The 20,162-nt window shown below is 68.4% G+C and carries 14 protein-coding genes; 1 reads left to right on the top strand and 13 read right to left on the bottom strand.

Annotated elements, in window-relative coordinates; all coding sequences use genetic code 11:
* Positions 1-171 precede the first annotated feature (171 nt).
* From era to hrcA, 9 genes are all read right to left on the bottom strand, one after another.
* Positions 172-1,071: a GTPase Era gene (gene era / locus G6N57_RS17265; RefSeq protein ID WP_065461919.1), complete on the bottom strand. Its 900-nt coding sequence runs from the start codon at positions 1,069-1,071 to the stop codon at positions 172-174.
* On the bottom strand, positions 1,068-1,385 hold the full coding sequence (locus tag G6N57_RS17260; protein WP_069426363.1) for a cytidine deaminase-like protein: 318 nt from the start codon (positions 1,383-1,385) through the stop codon (positions 1,068-1,070). Before G6N57_RS17260 ends, era begins: the two co-directional genes overlap by 4 nt.
* Positions 1,378-2,679, bottom strand: a complete 1,302-nt coding sequence (locus G6N57_RS17255) for a hemolysin family protein (RefSeq protein ID WP_070189103.1) — start codon at positions 2,677-2,679, stop codon at positions 1,378-1,380. Before G6N57_RS17255 ends, G6N57_RS17260 begins: the two co-directional genes overlap by 8 nt.
* A complete protein-coding gene (gene ybeY / locus G6N57_RS17250) occupies positions 2,676-3,212 on the bottom strand; it encodes an rRNA maturation RNase YbeY (RefSeq protein ID WP_036449240.1) in 537 nt (178 codons plus the stop codon). The genes G6N57_RS17255 and ybeY overlap by 4 nt, the downstream gene beginning before the upstream one ends.
* Positions 3,209-4,255 (bottom strand): PhoH family protein, encoded by a 1,047-nt coding sequence (locus tag G6N57_RS17245; RefSeq protein WP_077741303.1) that lies wholly within the window; start codon positions 4,253-4,255, stop codon positions 3,209-3,211. Before G6N57_RS17245 ends, ybeY begins: the two co-directional genes overlap by 4 nt.
* Before the next feature lie 138 nt (positions 4,256-4,393).
* On the bottom strand, positions 4,394-5,164 hold the full coding sequence (locus G6N57_RS17240; RefSeq protein ID WP_133118324.1) for a hypothetical protein: 771 nt from the start codon (positions 5,162-5,164) through the stop codon (positions 4,394-4,396).
* Between the two features lie 38 nt (positions 5,165-5,202).
* Entirely contained in the window at positions 5,203-5,952 is a 750-nt protein-coding gene (locus G6N57_RS17235; RefSeq protein ID WP_077741305.1) for a 16S rRNA (uracil(1498)-N(3))-methyltransferase, read from the bottom strand.
* 15 nt (positions 5,953-5,967) lie between these two features.
* Positions 5,968-7,110, bottom strand: coding sequence for a molecular chaperone DnaJ (gene dnaJ, locus G6N57_RS17230; RefSeq protein ID WP_097926051.1), 1,143 nt, complete (start codon positions 7,108-7,110; stop codon positions 5,968-5,970).
* Between the two features lie 43 nt (positions 7,111-7,153).
* A complete protein-coding gene (gene hrcA, locus G6N57_RS17225; RefSeq protein ID WP_036449231.1) occupies positions 7,154-8,185 on the bottom strand; it encodes a heat-inducible transcriptional repressor HrcA in 1,032 nt (343 codons plus the stop codon).
* Between the two features lie 205 nt (positions 8,186-8,390).
* On the opposite strand from hrcA, the gene G6N57_RS17220 reads away from it, so the two are divergent.
* Positions 8,391-8,705 carry a type II toxin-antitoxin system VapB family antitoxin gene (locus G6N57_RS17220; RefSeq protein WP_036394222.1) on the top strand — a complete coding sequence of 105 codons (315 nt, stop codon included), beginning with the start codon at positions 8,391-8,393 and terminating at the stop codon, positions 8,703-8,705.
* Positions 8,706-8,715: 10 nt separating this feature from the next.
* Here the strand turns inward: G6N57_RS17220 and G6N57_RS17215 are convergent, their stop codons facing one another.
* Genes G6N57_RS17215 through G6N57_RS17200 form a run of 4 tightly spaced genes read right to left on the bottom strand, consistent with a single transcriptional unit; the run spans position 8,716 to position 20,162 of the window.
* A complete protein-coding gene (locus tag G6N57_RS17215) occupies positions 8,716-8,937 on the bottom strand; it encodes an MbtH family protein (RefSeq protein WP_077741306.1) in 222 nt (73 codons plus the stop codon).
* Positions 8,915-10,288 (bottom strand): NADPH-dependent L-lysine N(6)-monooxygenase MbtG, encoded by a 1,374-nt coding sequence (gene mbtG / locus G6N57_RS17210; RefSeq protein WP_077741307.1) that lies wholly within the window; start codon positions 10,286-10,288, stop codon positions 8,915-8,917. The genes G6N57_RS17215 and mbtG overlap by 23 nt, the downstream gene beginning before the upstream one ends.
* Entirely contained in the window at positions 10,285-14,715 is a 4,431-nt protein-coding gene (locus tag G6N57_RS17205; protein WP_077741308.1) for a non-ribosomal peptide synthetase, read from the bottom strand. Before G6N57_RS17205 ends, mbtG begins: the two co-directional genes overlap by 4 nt.
* Positions 14,712-20,162: a non-ribosomal peptide synthetase gene (locus G6N57_RS17200; RefSeq protein WP_234815699.1), complete on the bottom strand. Its 5,451-nt coding sequence runs from the start codon at positions 20,160-20,162 to the stop codon at positions 14,712-14,714. The genes G6N57_RS17205 and G6N57_RS17200 overlap by 4 nt, the downstream gene beginning before the upstream one ends.

Here is a 20,162-nt window from a genome sequence, read left to right as displayed (position 1 = left end):
TGGCGCCACAAACCCGCTGCTACGCTCAAATTCACGGCGAGGGGCCGCGACGAATGCGTTGGATCTGCCGGTTCTGCCAGCTATCGAACAGGGCAAAGGCGTTTTTGGCGATCGCCGTCGTGATCGCGGTTGTCGTGATGACGAGCAAATAGCGACGACTCGCCCGTCCGATCAGAACCCCAGCCGCCCCAACTGCTTGGGATCGCGCTGCCAGTTCTTGGCGATCTTGACCCGCAGGTCGAGGTAAACCTTTGTGCCGAGCAGCTTTTCGATCTGGGTGCGCGCGGCAGTGCCGACCTCACGCAATCGGGCGCCGCCCTTGCCGATCACGATGCCCTTCTGGCTGTCGCGCTCGACGTACAGAATGGCGTGCACGTCGATCAGATCGTCGCGCCCTTCGCGCTCTTCGACCTCTTCGATGACCACCGCCAAAGAGTGCGGCAGCTCATCGCGCACACCTTCCAGCGCCGCCTCCCGAATGAGCTCGGCCATCAGCACTTCTTCGGGCTCGTCGGTCAGCTCACCGTCGGGGTAATAGGCGGGCCCCGGCGGCAGTTTCGACACCAGGACGTCGGTGAGGACGTCGAGTTGTTCGTTGGCGGTGGCCGAGACCGGCACGATGTCGGTGTCGGGTCCGACGAGTTCACTGACCGCCAGAAGCTGTTCGGCGACACGGTCTTTGGGCACCTTGTCGGTCTTGGTGACGACGGCGATCAGCGTGGTCTTGGGCGCCACCGCGCGGATCTGCTGATAGATCCAGCGGTCACCGGGGCCGATGCGCTCATCGGCGGGGATGCACAGACCGATCACATCGACCTCGGAGTAGGTGTCCTTGACGAGGTCGTTGAGCCGCTGCCCGAGCAGGGTGCGGGGCCGGTGCAGCCCAGGGGTGTCGACCAGGATGATCTGAAAGTCCTCACGGTGCACGATGCCGCGGATCGTGTGCCTGGTGGTCTGCGGCCGGTTCGAGGTGATCGCGACCTTCTGGCCCACCAGGGCGTTGGTCAGCGTGGACTTGCCGGTGTTGGGCCGTCCGACGAAACAGACGAAGCCGGAACGAAATTCAGTCATACCGGGTTTCCTGCCCGATCGGTGAGGATCACCGCGGCATCGGCGGACAGCTCCCGCACCGCGGCCACGCCGGCGTCGTCGGCGGCACCGCCGACCAGCACGGCGGCTTCAAGGCCGGTGGCACCGCTGGACACCGCAGCGGCGACCGCCGCTTGCAGCGCCGTCAGCTGCAGCGCCGCCAGGGCCACCGGCGCTCCGGCATAGGTGCGGCCGTCCTGATCGCGCACCGCTGCACCCGAGGACGCCTCGGCGCGGCCCATCGCGCCGCGCGCCAACACCACGAGCTTGTTGTCTTCTGCGTCGAGCTCAGTCATCGGTATCGCGAGTCTCCTGTTTCTCAGATTCGGCCGGGCTCACCAGGATCGTGCCGATCCGCACCCGGCCACGGTGGTCGGAACCACCCTCGGCGCGCAACCTCAGACCGTCCCACGTGACTTCCGCCCCGGGCAGCGGCACGCGGCCCAATTCGAAAGCCACCAGCCCGCCGACGGTGTCCACGTCCAGATCCTCGTCGGCTTCCATTTCGTAGAGTTCGCAGAGGTCTTCGATCGGCAGCCGTGCCGACACCCGGTACTGACGGTCGCCGAGGTCCTCGACCGGGGCCACCTCATCGGTGTCGTACTCGTCGGCGATCTCGCCGACGATCTCCTCCAGAACATCCTCGATCGTGACCAGCCCGGCGATGGCGCCGTATTCGTCGACGAGCAGTGCCATGTGGTTGCGGTCGCGCTGCATCTCGTTGAGCAGCTCGTCGAGCGGCTTGGAGTCCGGGACGAACACCGCCGGGCGCATCACCTGCGCGACGTTGGTGTCGCGCCCGCCGTTGGTCGAGTAATAGGTCTGCTGGACAAGATCTTTCAGGTAAACCACGCCGACGATGTCGTCGACGTTCTCGCCGATCACCGGGATGCGGGAATGCCCGCTCCGCACCGCCAGTGACGTGGCTTGGCCTGCTGATTTGTCACTCTCGATCCACACCATCTCGGTGCGCGGCACCATGACCTCACGGGCCGGGGTGTCCCCCAGCTCGAACACCGATTGGATCATCCGGCGTTCCTCGTCGGCCACCACGCCGCGCTGCTGGGCCAGGTCGACGACCTCACGCAGCTCGATCTCGGAGGCGAACGGGCCGTTGCGGAAACCACGGCCAGGGGTCAATGCGTTACCGATCAGCACCAGCAGCCGGCTGATCGGGGTGAGCAACACCGAGATGGCCTGCAGCGGCAGGGCCGAGATCAACGCGATGGAATAGGCGTTCTGCCTGCCGACGGTGCGCGGGCCGACGCCGATGGCCACGAAGCTCGTCACCACCATGATCGCGGCCGAGGCCACCAGACCCCAGCTGACGCCGAGGTGACCGTCCAGGAATGACACCAGCAGGACCGTGGCGCTGATCTCGCAGGTGATCCGCAGCAGGACAACAAGATTGATATAGCGGGGGCGTTCGGCGACGACCCGGCTGAGGCGGGCTGCGCCGGGGCGTTCGTCGCGGACCAGTTCCTCGATCCGCGCGATCGACACGGTGGACAGCGCGGCATCGATGGCCGCGAACAGGCCACCGAAGCCGACCAGCACCACGGCGCCGAGCAGCGGAAGCAAGCCGGTCACGGTTCGTCGAAATATCGGGACTTGTCCAGCAGGCGCTGGTCTTTCTGGCTCTGCCGGTCGGCGTGGTAGGCCTCGACCTGATCGGCAACCCATTCCTCGAGGAGCTGACGCTGCAGCGCGAACATCTCTTTTTCCTCGTCCGGTTCGGCATGGTCGTAGCCGAGCAGGTGCAGCACCCCGTGCACGGTCAGCAGCGCCAACTCCTGACCGAGCGAGTGCCCGGCCTTGGTGGCCTGCTGTTCGGCGAACTCCGGGCACAACACGATGTCGCCGAGCATGGACGGACCCGGTTCGGGCGAATCCGGGCGTCCCCCGGGCTCCAGCTCGTCCATCGGGAAGCTCATCACGTCGGTGGGGCCCGGCAAGTCCATCCACCGCATGTGCAGGTCGGCCATGGCAGCGCTGTCCACCAGCACCATCGACAGCTCGGCGGCCGGGTTCACGTCCATCTTCGCGATGACGAAGCGCGCGACGCTGATCAGTTCATCCTCGGAGACATCGATGCCCGACTCGTTGGATACCTCGACGCTCATCTGCGGGGCCGCCCGTTCGACGAACGGCGTTGGGCACGGTTGAGCAATGCCGGCTCCTCATGTCGGGCGTAGGCGTCGACGATCTCGGACACCAGGCGGTGCCGGACCACGTCGGCGCTGGTGAGTTCGGCGAAGTGGATGTCCTCGATGCCGTCGAGGATGTTGATCGCCGCCCGCAGGCCAGAACGAGCCCCGCCGGGCAGGTCCACCTGCGTGATGTCGCCGGTGACAACGATTTTCGAGCCGAATCCCAGGCGCGTCAGGAACATCTTCATCTGCTCGGCCGTGGTGTTCTGCGCCTCGTCGAGGATGATGAACGCATCATTGAGGCTGCGACCGCGCATGAAGGCCAGCGGTGCCACCTCAATCACGCCCGCGGCCAACAGGTTCGGAATCGCGGCCGGATCCATCATGTCGTGCAGTGCGTCGTAGAGCGGCCGCAGATACGGGTCGATCTTCTCGGTCAATGTGCCGGGCAGGAAACCGAGGCGCTCACCGGCCTCCACCGCAGGACGGGTCAGGATGATCCGGTTGACCTGCTTGGACTGCAGCGCGCTCACCGCCTTGGCCATCGCCAGGTACGTCTTACCGGTACCGGCCGGCCCGATGCCGAACACGATGGTGTGCGCATCGATGGCGTCGACGTAGCGCTTCTGGTTGAGCGTCTTGGGCCGGATGGTCTTGCCGCGGCGGCTCAGGATGTCGAGCGTGAGCACCTCGGCCGGCGACGCGTCCTCGGTTCCGGTGAGGATGGCAACGCTGTGGCGTACCGCCTCGGGTGTCACCGCCTGCCCGCTGGAGGCGACGGCGATCAGCTCGGCGACCACACGTTCGGCCAAAGCCACGTCGGCGGGCTCACCGGTGAAGGTGATCTCGTTGCCGCGGGCGTGGATGTCGGCGGTCAGAAGTCGTTCGAGTGCCCGCAGATTTTCATCAGCCGAGCCGAGCAGGCCCACGATGATGTCGGGCGGAACAGTGATGCTGCTGCGGACCGATTCCGATGGGGTGGCCGACGAGTCAGCGGTCGTGTCGCGGGGCGTCACGTGGAGTTTGTGCCTGCTTTCCGTGTTTTCCAAACGGCCGGCTGCCGTCGTACTGTTGCCAGTTTACCGCTGGTCAACGACACGCCCCAATGGTTAAGCAGGCCGGCCGAACGCACAGGTCAGCGGGATGGCATTCGGCTAGCCCGCGAACGCGTCCAGTTTGGCCTGCACCGCGTCGTCGTCAGGCCGGGCGTACATCTTGCGAGACCGCTTGTCGTAGGAGCCCAGCATGGGGCAACTCCCGGCGGTGCCGGTGACCGTTCCCCCGTCCTTGATCACCTTGCCGGTCTTGGCCTCGCGGAACGTGACCTCGTATTCGACGGACAGGTAGTCGACGGTGGTGCGGTTCCCGTCATCGTCATCGATGCACGAGGTGGCCTTCACCTCGCTGCCTGTCTTCCGGTCCAGGCAGGCGACGACGTTGATCTCGGAGTACCGGTCGGATGTGGACCATTTGTCGGAAGAGACCGGCAACCAGCTTTCGTCCATGAAAGTGAGACCCTTGAAGAACGCCGCGATGTTGTACGGCTTGCCGTATTCGGCGGCGTTGGTGATGTGGTCGTTGTCGCACACGTAAGAGAAATCAGATGCCGATTGGGCGGTCCGGTCCTGCCCTTCAGCGTCCACCTTGTAAACCATGTACCCCATGAATCCGACGAACGAGATGCCCAGCACAGCGATGACCGCGACGATGGCGATGCCGAGTCCCGATCTCTTCGGCCGGATCGGCGGCCTGGCCTGCGACCACTGCGGCTGACCGTACGGCGGTGGGCCGTACACGGGCGGGCCGTACGGCGGTGGGGCGCCGGCCTGGCCCTGCCATGGTTGACCTTGAGGCGGCGGCCAATGCGGGGGCTGCCCGTAGGGCGGCGGACCATACGGCGGCGGGCCTTGCGGCGGAAAACTCACCAATGGAGCGTAATGCCTGGCCAGGCCACCCGGCGGCGTTAAATCTCCCAGCGCGCCGTCAGCGCGCCGATCGCCCCAAGGGCCACCGCGGCCGCCGTCGACGTACGCAGGACGGTCGGGCCCAGTCGCACGGCCTTCGCCCCGGCCCCCGTGAGCGCGACGATCTCGTCGTCGGCGATGCCGCCTTCCGGCCCCACGATGAGTATCAACGAATCCGCTTGAGCCAGAGGAAGTTCGGCGAGCGGCTCGGTAGCCGACTCGTGCAGTGCCAGCACCACGGCGCCATCGGCCACGGCATCGGCGACCCGCTGGGTCAGTGACGTCGTCGACACCACGCCCTCGACCCCCGGGACGTACGCGCGCCGCGACTGCCGGGCCGCCGAGCGGGCCACCGCCTCCCAGCGCCGCAGTCCCTTGTCCACCTTCGGACCGTCCCAGCGCGCCACGCAGCGCGTGGCCTGCCAGGCGACGAACCCGTCCGCACCGGCCTCGGTCGCCAACTCGACGGCCAGCTCCGAGCGATCGGACTTGGGCAGCGCCTGCACCACGGTGACGGTCGGGCGCGGGGCCGCGATGGCGACCCGCTCGGTCACCCGCGCGGACAGCCGGCCCTTGGCGGTCTCCTCGACGACACAGTGCGCCAGCGCCCCGGCACCGTCGCTGAGATCGATCTGCTCACCGACGCGGATGCGACGCACGTTGGACGCGTGGAATCCCTCATCGCCGTCGACGACGGCCAACTCCCCCGCGCCCGGCAGCGCGTCGACGTAGAACAGCCCTGCACTCACGGCGTCAGCTCCGCGTCAGCGACCGGTGAACGTCTCACGCAGCCGGCTGAACAGACCGCCGGTGCCCGCCGAAGCCTGCGTGGAACGCACTTCCGCGGTGTCGCGGCTGCGGTTCTCCTTCAGCTTGCGCAGCAGGTCGGTGTCGGTGCTGTCGAGCCGTGACGGCACCACCACGTCGACGTGGGCGTGCAGGTCACCGCGTACCCCGGAACGCAGATGCGGCATACCGTGGCCACGCAGCGTGGTCACCGCGCCGGGCTGGGTGCCCGGGGCGATGGTCAGTTCGGTGGGTCCGTCGAGGATCGCGTCGACGGTGACGGTGGTGCCCAGCGCGGCGTCGACCATCGGCACCGAGATGGTGCAGTGCAGGTCGTCACCGTCGCGGACGAAGATCTCGTGCTGCTTCTCGTGGACTTCGACGTAGAGGTCGCCTGCGGGCCCGCCGCCCGGTCCGACCTCGCCCTGCGCGGCCAGCCGTACCCGCATGCCGTCGCCGACACCGGCCGGGATCTTGACGCTGATCTCGCGTCGGGCGCGCACCCGGCCGTCGCCGCCGCAGCGGTGGCACGGATCGGGGATGACCTCGCCGATTCCCCCACAGACCGGGCACGGACGGGTGGTCATCACCTGGCCGAGCAGCGAGCGCTGCACGGTCTGGATCTCGCCACGGCCGTCACACGTGTCGCAGGCCACCGGAGTGGACTTGCCGTTGGTGCCCTTGCCCTGGCACAGATCGCACAGCACCGCCGTGTCCACCGTGACCTGCTTGGTCACGCCCGTCGCGCATTCCGCGAGGTCCAGCCGCATCCGCAGCAGCGAATCGGCACCGGGCCGCACCCGGCCGACCGGCCCGCGGGACGCGGCGCCGCCGCCGAAGAACGCCTCGAAGACGTCGCCAAGACCGCCGAACCCGCTGAACCCGCCGGGCGCGCCGCCCACCGACTCCATCGGGTCGCCGCCCATGTCCACGATGCGTCGCTTCTCGGGATCCGAGAGGACCTCGTAAGCGACCTGGATCTCGGTGAACCGGGCCTGCGCCTCTTCGTCGGGATTGACGTCGGGGTGCAGCTCACGCGCCAGCCTTCGGTAGGCACGTTTGACCTCCGAATCGCTCGCGCCTTTGCTCACTCCGAGCAAGCCGTAATAATCGCGTGCCACGCTGACCTTGCCTGACCTTTCTATGCCGGACGAACCGGCTGCCTTACCGGGTACCTAGGACTTCGCCGATGTACAGAGCAACCGCCGCGACATTGGCGATGGTTCCCGGGTAGTCCATTCGGGTGGGACCCACCACACCCATTCCGCCGTACACCTTGCCCGAACTGCCGTACGTGGTGCTCACCACCGACGTTCCCAGCATCTGTTCGGCCTCGGTCTCATGACCGATCCGCACGGTGACCTTGCCCGCTTCCTGCTGGGCTGCCAACAACCTCAGCACCACCACCTGCTCTTCGAGAGCCTCCAGCACCGACCGCAGCGATCCGCCGAAATCAGCGGTGTTGCGGGTCAGGTTGGCGGTCCCGCCGAGGAGCAGCCGTTCCTCGGTGTGCTCGACGAGTGTCTCGACCAGGACGGTCGCCGACCGGCCGACCGCATCGGCCAGGGCGCCGTGGCCGTTGAGGTGTGTAGCCAGGTCGCTGACCGCGATCGATGCCGCGGTCAGCGGCTTGCCTTCCAGCGCTTGCCCCAGCATCTCGCGCAGTTTCGACAGCTCGTGCTCGTCGATCGCATCGCCGAGCTCCACGATGCGCTGATCGACCCGGCCCGAATCGGTGATGACCACCAGCAGCAGCCGCGCCGGGGTCAGCGCGACCACCTCTAGGTGGCGGACGGACGAGGTGGACAGCGTGGGGTACTGCACGATCGCGACCTGCCTGGTCAGCTGCGCGAGCAGGCGCACCGCACGCCGCAGCACGTCGTCCAGGTCGACGCCGGATTCCAGGAACGACAGGATCGCGCGGCGTTCCGACGAGGACAGCGGCTTGACGTTGTCGATGCGATCGACGAACTCGCGGTAGCCCTTCTCGGTGGGCACCCGGCCCGAGCTGGTGTGCGGCTGGGTGATGTAGCCCTCGGCTTCCAGCACCGCCATGTCGTTGCGGACCGTCGCGCTGGACACGCCGAGGTTGTGGCGCTCCACCAGGGTCTTGGAACCGATGGGCTCCTGGGTGGCCACGAAGTCGGCGACGATGGCGCGCAACACCTCGAAACGACGTTCGTCGGCGCTCCCCACCTGTTCACCTACCCTTCGCAGCAGCGATGACTTTATTTTGCAAGCTTCATTTTACTGATCAGCAGCGGGTTTACCGATTCGCAGCGATCGCCCGGGATTCTCGGGCCGGGCGATACCGGCGCAGGCAACGCCACATGAACGTATTAGCCTAGGCACCTATGCCGATGGCAACACCGCGCAACACTGCGACGGAGGCGGGCCGGCGATGATCTTCAAAGGCGTCCAGGAGGGCAAACCCTACCCGGAGCACGGGCTGTCCTATCGAGATTGGTCGCGCATCCCGCCGCGCCAACTGCGCCTCGACGAGCTCGTCACCACCACCACGGTGCTCGCCCTGGACCGGCTGCTGTCCGAGGACTCGACGTTCTACGGGGATCTGTTCCCGCACGCGGTGAAGTGGCGCGGCGACATCTATCTCGAAGACGGCCTGCACCGGGCCGTGCGCGCGGCGTTGCGAAATCGCACCATCCTGCATGCGCGGGTGTTCGACATGGATGCGCTCGCGCCGAACCCGGCGTGACCGCCGCCGGTCAGCCGCCCTGGTTCGCCATCGCCTCACGCAGGCTGCCCGGCCGCAGATCCGTCCAGTTCGCCTCGACGTAGTCCAGGCACTCGGCGCGGCCGGCCGCACCGAAGACCACTCGCCAGCCGGCGGGCACATCGGCGAACGCCGGCCAGAGGCTGTGCTGGTCCTCATCGTTGACCAGCACGTAGAACGTGCCGTTCTCGTCATCGAACGGATTGGTACTCATCGAGTCTCCTCATCGAGGGGTGGGCCAGGTCGGCACCCAGCACCCGGTCGGACAACAGGCCCAGACAGCTCAGATTCGGGAAGCCGGGCCCCTGGGTGAGCCCGGCCAGGCCCGGCAGGAACAACTTGGGGAAGACATCGGTCAGGGCCAGGTCGTGCCCGATGTTCTCCTGGAGCGAATCACTGGTCAGCGGACCACCGAGCCCCAGCTCCAGCAGATCCAGGGCGTCCTGACTGAACAGCGGGGCGAACCACAGCGAGTCCGCGCCGGACCCGTCGATCACCAGGTCGAACCCGTGCACGGTTTCGACCGCTTCGCCCCCGGTGTTGGTGGACAGGGTCAACCGGATCCGCTCATCGCGGGCCACCGCATGCGCGACCCGGCCCCGAAGATGACGGATGCGGTCGTCGGCCAGCAGTGCGTCCTGCACGCGGGCCGAGAACACGCCACGATCGGTGCGGGCCAGCGCATCCCGGCGCTCGGCCAGGGTGAGCCCGGTCCATCCGGTCGGATCGGAGAACAGGGTGTTCTCGAAGAACCCCTCACCGCGGGTGAACAGGGTGACCGTCGGCGAGATCACCGTGATCGTCGAAACCCGGTGGCGGAAGAGCTCGTTCAGCATCGACGCGGCGGTCTCACCGCCGCCGATCACCGCCACCCGCTCGGCTGTGATCAGTTCGTGCTTGCCTGCCTGGTGCCAGAACTGCGCGATCGACATCACCCGGGGGTTGCCCGGCAGCACGGAACGTTCGGCCTGACCCGGCCCGGTAACCATCAGGCCGTCGGCGCTGACCGTGTCCTCGGCGGTGCGCAGCACCCACCGGCGCGCGTCAGCATCGTCCGCTGAACTGCCGGCATCCGCTGAACTGCCGGCACCGCCGGCATCCGCTGAACTGCCGGCACCGCCGGCGATCGAGATCTGTTCGACCTCACCGACAACCACGTTCATCCCGATGCCCTCGGCCACCCAGCGCAGGTACTGGCTCCAGCGTTTGTGGGTCGGTGCGGGCCGGCCGCGGTCCACCCATTCGGCGAACCCGCCGGTGGCGATCAGGTAGGCCTGCCAGCTGTGCCGGGTCATGCGCTCGTCGAGCTCGGCGTTGCGCCGCGACACCAATGACGACCGGTACGGGAAGCCGACGTCCTTCTCCGGCCCGGTACCCAGGCGATGGTTGCCGTCGGTCCATCCACCGACGGCCTGCCAGTTGGCAGCCACCCCGGCACGTTCGACGACGACGACCTCGGGGGCAGGCACACCCATCGCGCGCAACTCCGCGGCCTTGGCGGCCACCGCGATGGCCTTGGGTCCCGCCCCGATGACGGCCAGGGTGGGGGTCGTTGGGGCACTCATGTGGTCACCTCTCGCAATGCGTCCAGCCACAGCGCCTGCAGGGCGGCGATGTCGGCGGCGGACAGAATGTCGGGCAGGGTCCGCCACTGGGTGCCGAGTACGGCCGACCCGTCGCGGTCGATCACCGCGGCCATGATCGTCAGTTCGTGGCGCACAGCGACGTTCGGTTCGGGTATCGGGGTCACGCCGGTCTGCAACGACCGGTCCTGCAGTAGGGCGTGATCGGACGCATCCAGCTCGATCCGGCCCAGGTAGTTGAGCAGGACCTGCGGGTCCCGATGGGCGCCGAGTCGTTCGGCGGTGTCCTCGCGCAGATACCGCAGCAGCCCGTAGTCGATGGCGTCGCCCGGGATCGCTGCCACCTGCGCGGCGACGCCCCTGGCGTCATCGGTGGTCAGCCGCAACGGGTAGATCATGCTGAGCAGTCCCGCGGTGTCGCCGGTGTCCACGTCGCCGTGGTCTGACACCACCGCGTCCGACCTGCCGTGGGTCTCCAACGCCAGCAACGGTGCCGGGGTCGGCTGGCCGCGGTGACGGCGCCATCCGGTCACGGCTCGCGCCGTCGCCGCGGCCAGCACCTCGGTCACCGGGACCGCGCCGGTCAACAACCGAGCTGTCACCTCTGGTTCGGCGAAGGACATCGTCACCGTCACATCGGCCATCCGATCGGTGGCGGGATCGATGCGGCGGGAACCGATCTCGGGGTCGCCCCCGTCGAACTGCCGGACCCAGAAATCACACGTGCCCAGCCCGGCCGCGCGTTCGGTCAGCAGGCGTGACCACTGCCGCAGCGAGGTGTGTTCCCGGACCGGCATCGGACTTCGCCCGGAAGCCAGTGCATGCCAGGCATTTTCGAGCTCACCGACCAGGATCCGCCACGATGCCGGGTCCAGCGCCAGCACGTGGGCGGTCAGGATCAGCAGGCCGCCCTCGACCTCCGGGTGGTGCAACCAGACCGCATCGAGCATCGATCCGTGCTCCGGATCCATCCGCTGCACCGAGCCCTCGGCCTGCTCGGCCACCGCGTCATTGAGGTCACCGGAAGCCGTCGCCTCCGACAACACCTCGCGCGGCGGGTGCGGAGTCAGGGCCAAGGCGTCGCGATCCAGCCGGGCACGCAGCACCTCATGCCCGTCGATCACGTTGCGCAGCAGAGCTTCCAGCTGCGCCCGGGTGATTCCGGCCGGCAACCGGAACACCTCGGTCTGCGCGAGCCGGCGAGGATCGCCGTACTGGTAGAGCCAGCGCCCGTTGGGTAGCAGCGGGATGGGCCCCGGTGTGGTGGCTGCGCCGGGTACGTCGTCGGAGCGCTCTACGGCGGCCACGTCGGAGTCGATCGCAGCAGCGAGTTCGCGAACCGTCGCGCAGTCCAGCATCAGCCGGGCCCGCAACGCGATACCTCGGCGGCGCACGGCCTGCACGACAGACAACGCCACGATGCTGTCCAGCCCGAGATCGAGGAAGTCGGCGGTGACGTCGACACCGGCGCCCTCGGCCGTCCCGAGCACCTCAGCCAGCACTTCGGCGAGCACCCGCTCGGTCTCGGTCGCCGGTTGCGCCGATCCCTCGCCAGTCCCGCCGGTGCCGAGCGCCGCCAGCGCGGCATCGTCGACCTTGCCGTTGGTGGTCAGCGGGATCTCGTCGACGACGACGATGTGGTGTGGCACCAGATGCCTTGGCAGCGTGGTGGTCAGCATCCGGCGGAGCTCTGTGGCCGAGGTGTTCGTCACCACGTATGCGACGAGTCGCGGCCCGCTGCGGTGCTGCCGTACCGCCACATGGGCGTGCCGAACGCCGGGATGGGTGTGCAGCGTCGCGGCAACCTCGCCGGGTTCCACCCGGAAGCCGCGAATCTTCACCTGGTCGTCGCTGCGTCCGAGAAACTCGATCGCCCGCGATTCCGGATTGCGGCGCACCACATCTCCGGTGCGGTACATCCGGGCGCCCGGGGTGAACGGATCGGCGATGAACCGCGCGGCCGTCTCCCCCGGCCTCCCGAGGTAACCCCGGGTCAATTGTCCACCAGCCAAATACAGTTCGCCGTAGACACCGTCGGGAACCGGACGCAGCCACCCGTCGAGCACGTACGCCGCCGTCGACTCGGTGGGATGACCGATGCACGGCTGGGGGTGTTCGGCAATCGCGGCGACGACGGCCTCCACCGTGGTCTCGGTCGGTCCGTAGCAGTTGTGTGCCGACATCCAGGTGCGCTCGCACTCGGACTGGATACCCTGCCAGGTAGCGGTGTCGATGGCTTCACCGCCGAGCGCGAGCACCGCCAACGGCACCCGGCTCAGCAGGCCCGCCGCCCGCAACGAGGCGAACATCGATGGGGTGGTGTCGATCATGTCGATCGCGAAGCGCCCGATGGTGTCCACCAGGGCCTCGGCATCGCGCTGCACGTCATCGAGCACGATGTGGACGGTGTGCCCGTCGAGCAGCGCTGCCAACGGCTGCCAGGCCGCGTCGAAGGTGAACGACCAGGCATGGGCCACCCGTAGCGGACGGCCGAGGCGCGTGGCCGCAGGCTGCAACACCTGGTGGGCGTGATCGGCGCAGTAGGCCAGCAAGGCCTGATGGGTTCCGATGACGCCCTTGGGTTTTCCGGTGGTGCCCGAGGTGAACACGATGTAGGCGCCCTGCCCGGGGTGTACCGGCGCGGGCCGGTAGTCGGCTTCCGGTTCGGAGTCGACGGATGCCAGCAGCGTTTCATCGACGACGACGGCGTGTCGGCCCGCGCCGATCTGCCGCTGGATCTCGGCCACCCGCTCGTCGGGCATGGCCGGATCGAGGGGCACGATCATCCCACCGGCCTTGAGCACTGCGAGCATCGCCACCACGTAGTCGGGCCCACGGCGCAACCGGATCGGGACAGGGGTCTCGTCGCCCACCCCGCGCCGGATCAGCTCGGCGGCCAGGCGATCGGCGGCGTCGTCGAGCTCGCGGTAACTGAGTTCTCCCCCATCCCAGCTCAGCGCCACCGAACCGAGCCGCTCCCCGGCATTCTCGGTGAAGGCGGTGTGAAAGCTAGCCGGAAAACCGTTGTGGGACCGGTCTTCACCGGTGATGACCGGTGTGCCTGCCGGCTGCGGATCGTCATCGAGCGTGACGGCGACCTCGCGCAGCGGACGTTCCCAGTGCTCCAGCAACCGCTGCACGACGGCCAGCACCCGCAGACCCAGGGCATGCGGATCGATGGGCCCCAGTGCCCCGTCGAGGGTTTCGACGAGCACCGTGAGCCGGCCGTGCGTCGGATGCGCGGCGATCGTGACCGGGAAATGCGACAGGCTCTCCAGGGCCGACGGCCGCAGTGTCGCTCCGCCGAGGTCGAACTCGTCACTGCCGACCAACCCGCCGGGTGGGAAGTTCTCGTACACCAGCAGCGTGTCGTAGAGTTCGCCGATCCCGCCGATCGAACGCAACTCGGTGTGACTGAGATAGCTGTGGTCGCGCAGTTCGGCGGCTTCGCGCTGCAGCGCCAGGCACTGGTTGCCGACGGGTAAGCCGGGGTCGACCCGGACCCGCAGCGGCACGGTGTTGATGAAAAGACCGACCATCGACTCGACGCCGGCCAGCTCGTCCGGACGCCCCGACACCGTGACGCCGTACACCACGTCGGTGCGGTCGGTGAAGACCGAAAGAATTGTCGCCCAGGCCATCTGGAACAGGGTGTTGACCGTGACACCCCGAGACCTGGCGGCCTCGAAGATCGCCTCTGACTGTTGTTCGTCGAGGTTCACCTCGGTGCGCGACGGCAGGCCCGGCTGGGTCTCCCGTCCGGCCAGCGCCGGGGACAGCAACGTGGGGGCATCCATGCCGTACAGATGCGCCTGCCATCGCGCCCGGCTGGCCTGCTGATCGCGCCCGGCCAGCCAGCCGATGTAGTCGCGGTACGGACGCACTTTCACGGGCAGTCCGGCGGCATCGCCGTTCGCTGCGTACAGCGCGAGTAGCTCCCCCACGAAGACCGGCAGAGACCAGCCGTCGATCACGATGTGGTGGGCGACGATCACCAGACGCCAACGCAGTCCCGGCTTCTCGATGAGCAGGAAACGCATCAACGGCCCGCGGCCGAGGTCGAACCGCCGGGCACGCTCCTCGGCTTCCAGCCTGACCGCATGCTCGTCGTCGGCCTGCACCTGTCGCCAGGGCAGTTCGATCGCGGACGGGACCACGGCGACCGGGCGGCTCAGGTTTCCCTGGAAGAAGCTGGCCCGCAGGTTCGGATGGCGCACCAGCATCGCCTCGGCGCAGGTCCTCAGCAGCTCGGCGTCGAGTGCCCCCTCGACGTCGGCGGCCATGGCGATCACGTACGGATCGGCTCCGTCATCGCCTTCGGTCAGGCCGGCCAGCGAGTACAGCCCTTGTTGCAGCGGGCTGAGCGCCAGCACGTCCTCGACGCCGGGCGGCGTTCCGGTGGTCGTCATGTCGAGATCCCCGGACCCTGGCCCCATCCCGCGGTCAGGGCGGCCAGTTCGTCAGGCGACAGACCCGACGCGGACATCGGCTCGTGGTGCACATCGGCCGCCGCGGCGCCGTCACCGGCCGCGTCGATCGCGGCGGCCAGGTCGGCCAGCCCGGGGTGTTCGAACACCATGCGGGCCGTCAGGGCCACGCCTGCGTCACGTGCCCGCGCCGCCAGCTGCACCGCCAGGATGCTGTCACCGCCGAGCGTGAAGAAGTCGTCGTAGCGGCCGACCTCTGCGGCGCCGAGCAGGTCGACCAGCATCGCCGCCAGCGTGTGCTCGGTCGGGGTGGCCGGCGGTTCCGACGGTGCCGCCGACGTGACCCATGGGCGGGTCAGGGTGGCGGGGGCGATGTCGTCGACCGCCGCGAGCACGGCGCCGGCGAACTCCTCGGGCAGCGCGGCCCGCGCACTGTCCAGGAGGGCTTCAGTGTCGGCCACTCCGGGCTCGGCCACCAGGTAGCCGGCCAGAGTCTTCACGCCCCGGAGGTCCCAGTGCCGCGTGGCCGCGACCGCGACCCCGTCGAGCGCTTCCAGTGCGGCCTGCAGGCGCGGCTCACCGGTGGTGATCGGCTCCAGCCGGCCGTCGGTGGTCCAGCGGCCCCGGTCCCCGGTGCGGTACAGCTGACCGTCCCCGAAAGGACTGGGCGCGAAGCGCTGTGCGGCAGGTCCCCGGGCGGCTCCGGCTGCACGGCCGACCGCACCGCCTGCGTAGTAGACGTCCCCGGTGACACCGATGGCCACCGGTTGACGCCATTCGTCGAGCACGTAGACGCGGTCTGCGCCTTCGGTCTGCGGAAGGCCGGCCGGCGGTACCGCCTTGCGGCTCCAGTCCTCGACCAGCAGGTCCCGTTCCGCGCCATCGAGGACCACGATGTCGCGCACCGTCTGATCGGCGTCGCAGGCGAATGCCTCGACGATGCGATGCAGCCAGCCCACGAGACGCTGCGCGGTGGCCGCCTCGTAGAGCTCGGTGCGGTAGATGACGGTCCCCCGATAGCCGGCGCCGGCCTCGGCGAAGAAGTTGAGCGAAAGGTCGGCGTGCGCCACGTCGAACGTGGGTTCCAGTGCGGTGAAACGGGTTTCACTGTCTGCACCGGAGTCGATGACCTGCTCGGCCGGCATATCCTCACGCACGTGCACCACTACCCCGAACAGTGGGTTGCGGGCCAGCGAACGCACCGGGCTCACCGCGTCGACAACCCGGTCGAACGGCAGGTCCTGATGCTTGTAGGCGGCCAGCGCCATGTCGCGGGAACGCCGCAGCACCTCACGCAACGTGGGGTTGCCCGACAGATCGTTGCGCAGCACCACGATGTTGATGAAGAACCCGATCAACGCATCGAGTTCGGGGGCGGTGCGCCCGGCCACCGGGGTGCCCAGTGCGATGTCGGTGCCCTGCCCGGCCTTGTGCAGCGCGATCGCGACGGCGGCCTGCAGCACCATGAACTCGGTGACCCCGAGTTCGCGGCTGAGTTCGACGAGCTTGCCCCGCAAGGCCGTATCGATGGTGAAGTCGAGCGCCTTGCCCTCGCCGGTCGGCACCGGCGGCCGCGGGAAGTCCGGCTGCAGGCCGTTCTCGACGTCCGGCTCCCCCGACAGACCCGCCAGTTGCCTTGTCCAGTAGGTACGTTGCTCCTCGACCCGCTCGTCGTCGCCCGACAGCACCTCGGCCTGCCAGGCCGCGAAGTCCGCGTACTGCACCGGCAGCGGGGCCCACTCGGGTGCCTGTCCGGCCCGGCGGGCGTGGTAGGCGGTCAGCAGATCGGTGAACAGCACCGTGCCCGACCAGTGGTCGGCGGCGATGTGGTGCACCACCAGGGAGAGCACGTGCGAATCCGGGGTGGACAGCATGGCTGCACGGACCGGCCATTCGTGCTCCAGGTCGAAGCAGTACCGCCGTTCCGCGTCGAGTTCGCCCTGCACCCACGCCTCACCGGCACCGTCGGCGCGACGCACCGCCACCGGGGCGACGGGATGGACCACCTGATAAGGCACACCGTCGATTTCGCGGTAGGTGGTGCGCAGGATCTCGTGACGGGCGACCACATCGCTGACCGCGGTGGCCAGCGCCTCGACGTCGCAGGGGCCGGTCAGCCGCGCCGCGAAGGGCACGTTGTTGACCGGGTTCGGCCCGTCGATGCGGAACTGGAACCACTGGCGGTGCTGGGCCGCCGACATCCGCGCCGGCCCGTCGTGGGCGGTGGCGACGATGGCAGGCAGACCGGCACCGAGACCCGAGGCGCGCAGCTCGTCGACCTTGGCCGCCAGGCCCGCCACCGTGGCGTTCTCGAAGACATCGGCGACGCCGAGCTCGACCCCGCAGCGGGTCCGCACCGCGGCGACCAGCTTGGTGGCCAGCAGGGAGTGACCGCCCAGATCGAAGAACGAGTCGTCGGCCCCGACGCCGTCGCGCTCGAGCAACTCGCCGAACAGTGCGACGATCTCGTGCTCGGTTTCGGTTTCGGGCGCACGGAATTCGGTGGCCGAGCGGATCTCCGGCTCGGGCAGGGCCCGGCGATCGATCTTGCCGTGCGCGGTGATCGGGATCTCGGCCAGCTCGACGAACGCCGCCGGGATCATGTACTCGGGCAGGGCCGCGGTAACTCTGGCCCGGATACGGTCGATCTCCACCCGCTCGGCACCCGCGGCGGGCGTGATGTAGGCGACCAGGCTCTTGCCCAGCGACGGCAGGTCGCTGACCACCACCACGGCCTGCCCCACGGACGGGTCGACCGAGATGGCCGAGGAGATCTCACCCAGTTCGATCCGGAAGCCGCGGATCTTGACCTGCTCGTCGGCGCGACCGACGAATTCGATGTCTCCGTCGGCATTGCGCCGGGCCAGGTCGCCCGACCGGTACATCCGTCCGCCGGGATTGAACGGATCGGCGATGAACCGTTCGGCAGTGAGGCGCGGGCGGTCGTGGTACCCGTGCGCGACATGTGTTCCGCCGATGTAGATCTCACCGATCACCCCGACCGGCACCGGTTGCAGCGCATCGTCGAGCAGGTGGATCGTGGTGTTGATCTTCGGGGTGCCGATCGGCACGATCCGGGCGCCCTGCTTGCCCTCGACCTTGTAACGCGTGCAGTTGAGCACCGTTTCGGTGGGCCCGTAGAAGTTGTGCAGCAGCGAGTCGAACGTGGCGAGAAACTTGTCGGCGATCTCGCCCGGCAGTGCCTCGCCACCGATCGGCACGCGCTGCAGCGTGCGCCACTCGTTGACCCCGGGCAGTGACAGGAACAGCCCGAGCAGTGACGGGACGAAGTGCATCGAGGTGATGCCCTCGTCGCGCAGCAGATCCGTCAGATAGCCGATGTCGCCCAGCCCGCCCGGCTTCGGGATCACCAGGCGCGCACCGGCGGCCAGCATGCCGAAGATCTCACCGATCGACACGTCGAAGCTCTGCGAGGCGACTTGCAGCAGGCGCTCGTCCTCGGTGACCTGGTAGTCGCCGCCGAACCAGACGAAGTACTCCGCGATCGGCCGGTGCGGCACGGGCACACCCTTGGGCAGGCCCGTGGATCCCGACGTGTAGATCAGATACGCGGTGTTGTCCGGGCGCAGCGGCCGGACCCGCTCGACGTCGGTGGGGTCGGTGGCCGGATAGTCCTCAAGGCCGTCGACCGGCTCGCGCAGAACGAGTTTCGGGTCGGAGTCGGAGAGGATGTAGGTGAGCCGGTCCTCCGGATAGGTCGGGTCGACCGGCAGGTACACGGCGCCGGCCTTGACAATGCCAAGGGCGGTGATGACCAGCTCGGGCGACTTCTCCAGCAGCACCGCCACCCGGTCCTCGGTCCCGATGCCCTGCTCGATCAGCCAGTGCGCCAATCGGTTCGCCGATTCGTTGAGCTCGCGGTAGGTGTAGTGACGGCCTTCGTACACCACGGCGATGGCGTCTGGAGTCCGGGCGGCCTGCTCGGTGACGAGCGCCCCCAACGTGGTCGCCGGCGTCTCGAACCGCTCACCGGTGGATACCGCGCGCAACCACTCGGCGTCCTCGGCGGTGAACAACTGCAGCCGCGACAGCGGCCGGTCGGGCTCGGCGAGTGCACTGTCCAACAGCACGGCGAAGTGCCGCAGCATCTGCGCGGCAAGCTCGGCATCCAGTACCTCGGTGAGGTGCTCGGCTTCCACCACCGCACCGTCGCCGTCGAGCTCGACCATGAAACCCAGTGGCAGCTGGGTGTGTTGGCCGCGCAGGTCGGCACGCTCGCTCGTCACGCCCTCGGGGGCGAAGCCGCCGCCGTCGGGCTCGCGGAACCCGAAGCTCACCCGGGTCATCCGCTCGGCCCCGTGGCGCCGGTCCGGGTTGAGCTCGGCCACCACCCGGTCGAGGTTGACCCGCTGGTGCGCGAAGGCACCGATGGCGGTGTCCCGGGTGGCCTCGACCAGATCCCGGAACCCGGCCGAGCCCCGCGGCCGCAGCCGCATCGCCACCGTGTTGCCGTAATAGCCGATGGTTTCGTCGGTTTCGCGGTTCAGTACCGGGGTGGCGATCAGGAAATCGTCGGTGTGGGTGTAGCGATAGATGACCGCGCCGAACGCGGCCAGCAGCACCATGTACGGCGTGGCCCCGGTGTCACGGGCCAGCGCCGACACCCGCGCGACGGTCTCGGCGGACAGCCGTACGGTGCTGCGCTGGGAGCGGAAACCGCTGGGGACCACCGATCCTGACGGACCCGGCAACTCGAGCGGTTCCGGTGGGCTCCCCAGGATCTCGCGCCAGTAGGCCAGGTCGTCGTCCCCGCTCGCGGCGCCGGACGCTGTGACTCGCGGTGTCTCGGGGAGCTGCGCGCCGGAGTAGGCCCTGGTCAGGTCGGTGAAGAACACCCGCCACGATCCGTCGTCCCAGGCGATGTGGTGGGCGACGAGCAGCATCACGTGCTCAGCGGGCCCGGTCTTGATCAGCGTGATGCGCAGCGGCGAATCGCTGCTCAGATCGAAGGCTGTGCCGAACTCGCGCTGGGCCAGCACCTCGAGACGCAGCTTGCGTGCCCGCTCCGATTTGTCGGACAGATCGTGAACCGTCCAACCCGGGGTCAGGTCGTCGTGGACCGTCGCGGTGGGCTCGCCGTTCTCATCGGCACGATAGGTGGTGCGCAGGATCGGATGCCGATGGGCCACCGCGTTCAGTGCATCGTGTAGCCGTTCGGTGTCGATCGCCCCGTTGAGCCGGTAGGACAGGCAGATGTTGAGCAGCACCCCGCTCGGGTCGAAGCTCTGCACGAACCACATCCGGCGTTGCCCGTCGGACAGCACGGTGGGATCGACCGGTGCGCCGTCGTCGCCGCCTGCCTGGTCGGAGGCCGGCCCCGAGGCCAGGCCGCGCTCGGCAAGCCTGCGCCGCATCAGCTCCAGACGCGCGTCGGAGGTGCTGGGGGCTGCCGGGTCGGCACTAACCAT

It is taken from the genome of Mycolicibacterium boenickei, from assembly GCF_010731295.1.
GTDB lineage: Bacteria > Actinomycetota > Actinomycetes > Mycobacteriales > Mycobacteriaceae > Mycobacterium > Mycobacterium boenickei.
This window is presented reverse-complemented; position numbering and strand designations above follow the sequence as displayed.

Excerpts from the sequence above, each read along its gene's own strand:
- era (WP_065461919.1), bottom strand. The coding sequence starts at position 1,071 with ATGACTGAATTTCGTTCCGGCTTCGTCTGTTTCGTCGGACGGCCCAAC.
- G6N57_RS17260 (WP_069426363.1), bottom strand. The coding sequence starts at position 1,385 with ATGACTGAGCTCGACGCAGAAGACAACAAGCTCGTGGTGTTGGCGCGC.
- ybeY (WP_036449240.1), bottom strand. The coding sequence starts at position 3,212 with ATGAGCGTCGAGGTATCCAACGAGTCGGGCATCGATGTCTCCGAGGAT.
- G6N57_RS17220 (WP_036394222.1), top strand. The coding sequence starts at position 8,391 with ATGATCTTCAAAGGCGTCCAGGAGGGCAAACCCTACCCGGAGCACGGG.
- G6N57_RS17215 (WP_077741306.1), bottom strand. The coding sequence starts at position 8,937 with ATGAGTACCAATCCGTTCGATGACGAGAACGGCACGTTCTACGTGCTG.
- mbtG (WP_077741307.1), bottom strand. The coding sequence starts at position 10,288 with ATGAGTGCCCCAACGACCCCCACCCTGGCCGTCATCGGGGCGGGACCC.
- G6N57_RS17205 (WP_077741308.1), bottom strand. The coding sequence starts at position 14,715 with ATGACGACCACCGGAACGCCGCCCGGCGTCGAGGACGTGCTGGCGCTC.
- G6N57_RS17200 (WP_234815699.1), bottom strand. The coding sequence starts at position 20,162 with ATGGTTAGTGCCGACCCGGCAGCCCCCAGCACCTCCGACGCGCGTCTG.